We start from the raw sequence: 3,368 nt of genomic DNA, 5'->3' as shown, positions 1-3,368 counted from the left end.
GCCGCCGCGCCCGCCCCCGCGGCCAGGGCCGCCGGCCTCACCACCGATCAGGTCCGCGGCTTCTACGCCAAGGACAGCTACGAGGAGGTGCCGCTCGACGGCATGCGCAAGACCATCGCTAAGCGCCTCACCGAGGCGATGCAGGTGGCGCCGCACTTCTACCTGACCGTCGATTGCGAGATCGACGCGCTGATGGCGCTTCGCGAGCAGCTCAACCGGAGCGCCGGCAAGGACAGGGACGGCAAGCCGCTGTTCAAGCTCTCGGTCAACGACTTCGTCATCAAGGCGATGGGCCTCGCCCTGACCCGGGTGCCGATGGCCAACGCCGTCTGGGCCGAGGACCGGGTGCTGCGCTTCAGGAACGCCGAGGTCGGCGTCGCCGTGGCGATCGACGGCGGCCTGTTCACCCCGGTCATCCGCCGGGCCGACGAGAAGACGCTGTCCACCATCTCCAACGAGATGAAGGACTTCGCGGCCCGTGCGCGCGCCAAGAAGCTGAAGCCGGAGGAGTACCAGGGCGGCGTCACCTCGGTGTCGAACCTCGGCATGTTCGGGATCAAGCACTTCACCGCGGTGATCAACCCGCCGCAATCCTCGATCCTGGCGGTCGGCGCCGGCGAGAAGCGGGTCGTGGTCAAGGACGGCGCGCCCGCCGTCGCCCAGGTGATGACCGCGACCCTCTCCTGCGACCACCGCGTGCTCGACGGCGCGCTCGGCGCCGAGCTGATCGCGGCCTTCAAGGGCCTGATCGAGAGCCCGATGGGGATGCTGGTCTGACGACGGGCCGGTCGCGAGGCGCGGCGAGACCGCGTCGTGCCGAGCCGAGCCGCCGGCCGCTTTCGCGATAAGTGCCGGAGCGGTCGGCGCGCAACACCTTCTGAATACATTATCTCTCGGCGTTGAGCCGGATTCGCCGCTCTGCTAGCACCGCCTCCAACGGCCCGCGGATCAACCCGGGCCATCGGAGGAATGCGCCCGTGGAACCCGTCCAAACCTGGAACCAGGTCTACGATCCGTTCGGCAACCCGTGGCTGTCGACGCTGGCCGCCTCCGTGCCGGTGATCGCGCTGCTCGCCATGATCGCCAGCGGCCGGGTCAAGGCCCACATCGCGGCCGTGCTCGCCCTGGTGCTGGCCTTCGCCCTCGCCGTCGGCGCCTTCGGCATGCCGCTCGGCCTCGCGACCCGCGCCTCGCTGCTCGGGATGGTGACCGGGTTCTTCCCGATCGGCTGGATCATCCTCAACGTCATCTTCCTCTACCGGCTGACGGTGGAGAAGGGGTGGTTCGCCATCCTCCAGCAATCGGTGGCCGGCATCACCACCGACCGGCGGCTGCAGCTGCTGCTCGTCGCCTTCGCCTTCGGCGCGTTCTTCGAGGGCGCGGGCGGGTTCGGCACGCCGGTGGCGGTCACCGGCGCGATCCTGATCGGGCTCGGCTTCTCGCCGCTGGCGGCCTCCGGCCTGTCGCTCATCGCCAACACCGCGCCGGTGGCCTTCGGCGCGCTCGGCGCGCCGATCCAGGGCCTCGCCTCGGTGACGGGCTACGACCCCTACGTGCTCGGCGCGATGATCGGCCGGCAGCTGCCGGTGTTCTCGCTGATCGTGCCGTTCTGGCTGATCTGGGTGTTCGCGGGCTTCCGCGGCATGGTCCAGGTCTGGCCGGCGATCCTGATCTGCGGCGGCGCCTTCGCCGCGGCCCAGTTCGGCATCTCGAACTACGTCAACCCGTGGATCGTCGACATCGGCGCCTCGATCGCGGCGATGGGCGCCCTGGTGCTGTTCCTGAAGGTCTGGAAGCCGGCCACGATCTGGACCTCGCCGGCGCTGCGCGGCAACGACCCGTCGATCGGCTACGGCGCGCCGCGGCCGGTGGCGCTCGGCGCGGGGGTTCCCTCCGACCTGCCCCGCGCCCCGGCCGCCACCGGCCGCACCGCCACCTCCTCCGAGATCGCGCTGGCCTGGCTCCCGTGGATCATCCTGTCGGTGATCGTGGCGATCTGGGGCACCGGCTGGTTCAAGGCCATCGTCAACCCGATCTTCACCTGGAAATACGAGGTGCCGGGCCTGCACAACGTGATCATGAAGGTGCCGCCGGTGGTGGCCAAGGCCCATCCCGAGGGCGCCGTCTTCCTGTTCACCTACATGTCCTACACCGGCACCGGCGTGCTGATCGCGGCGCTGATCTCGGGCCTGATCATGCGGTTCTCGCCCGTCCGCCTCGTCACCGCCTACGTCGAGACGATCTGGGTGCTGCGCTACTCGCTGATCACCATCGCGGCGATGCTCGCGCTCGGCGTGCTCACCCGCTACGCCGGCGTCGACGCGACGCTGGGCCTGGCGTTCGCCGGAACCGGCATCCTCTACCCGTTCTTCGGCACGCTGCTCGGCTGGCTCGGCGTCGCGCTGACCGGCTCCGACACGGCCTCCAACGTGCTCTTCGGCGGCCTGCAGAAGATCACCTCGGAGCAGCTCGGCCTGTCGGGCGTGCTGATGGCCTCGGCCAACTCGTCGGGCGGCGTGATGGGCAAGATGATCGACGCCCAGTCGATCGTCGTCGCCTCCACCGCCACCGGCTATTTTGGCCAGGAGGGCAAGATCCTGCGCTTCGTGTTCTGGCACTCGATCGCGCTCGCCTGCCTGGTGGGCGGGCTGGTGATGCTCCAGGCCTACGTGCATCCCTTCACCGCGATGGTGATCCACGTTCCGTAGCCTCGCGCCCGAGATCGCCGGCGACACCAAAAAAGCCCGCCCCCTGCGGAGGGGGCGGGCTTTTCCTTTGGCGCAGTCTGGCGACGGGGGAGGGCGGCCTCAGGCCGCCCGCACGCCGGCCAGGAAGTGGTCGACCGCGCCGCGCAGGTCGCCGGCCTGGCTCGACAGCGCGCTCGCCGCGGCGAGCACCTGGGCCGAGCCGGAGCTCGCCGTCCCGGCCGCCTCGCTGACGCCCCCGATATGCTCCGACACCGCGCGGGTGCCCTGCGAGGTCTGGGCCGTGGTGCGGGCGATCTCGCCGGTCGCGGCCCCCTGCTCCTCGACCGCGGCGGCGATGTCGCCGCCGATCTGGGCCAAGCGCCGGATCACGTCGGTGATCCCGCTGATCGCCTGGACCGAAGCGTCGGTGGAGGTGCTGATCTCGACGACCTTGGCCGTGATCTCCTCGGTCGCCCGGGCGGTCTGGCCGGCCAGCGACTTCACCTCCTGCGCCACCACCGCGAAGCCGCGTCCCGCCTCGCCCGCACGGGCCGCCTCGATGGTGGCGTTGAGGGCGAGCAGGTTGGTCTGGTCGGCGATCTGCGAGATCAGCCCGACGATCTGGGCGATGCTGCCGGCCGCCGTGGCGAGCCGCCGGACCTCGCCGGCCATGCCCTCGGC

At 70.6% G+C, this 3,368-nt stretch carries 3 protein-coding genes; 2 read left to right on the top strand and 1 reads right to left on the bottom strand.

Translation table 11 applies throughout. The features are described 5' to 3' along the window. Window positions 1-777, top strand: a 777-nt coding sequence (locus FV223_RS23440; RefSeq protein ID WP_187276223.1) for a 2-oxo acid dehydrogenase subunit E2, incomplete at its 5' end; no start/stop codon positions are given. A 200-nt stretch (window positions 778-977) separates the two neighbouring features. Then, complete coding sequence (locus FV223_RS23435; protein WP_147729239.1) at window positions 978-2,708, top strand: L-lactate permease; 1,731 nt, start codon at window positions 978-980, stop codon at window positions 2,706-2,708. A 99-nt stretch (window positions 2,709-2,807) separates the two neighbouring features. On the opposite strand, the gene FV223_RS23430 is transcribed toward FV223_RS23435, so the two are convergent. Continuing rightward, a partial coding sequence (locus FV223_RS23430; RefSeq protein WP_246687926.1) for a methyl-accepting chemotaxis protein occupies window positions 2,808-3,368 on the bottom strand: 561 nt, incomplete at its 5' end.

It is taken from the genome of Methylobacterium sp. WL116 (assembly GCF_008039455.1).
Lineage (GTDB): Bacteria > Pseudomonadota > Alphaproteobacteria > Rhizobiales > Beijerinckiaceae > Methylobacterium.
This window is presented reverse-complemented; position numbering and strand designations above follow the sequence as displayed.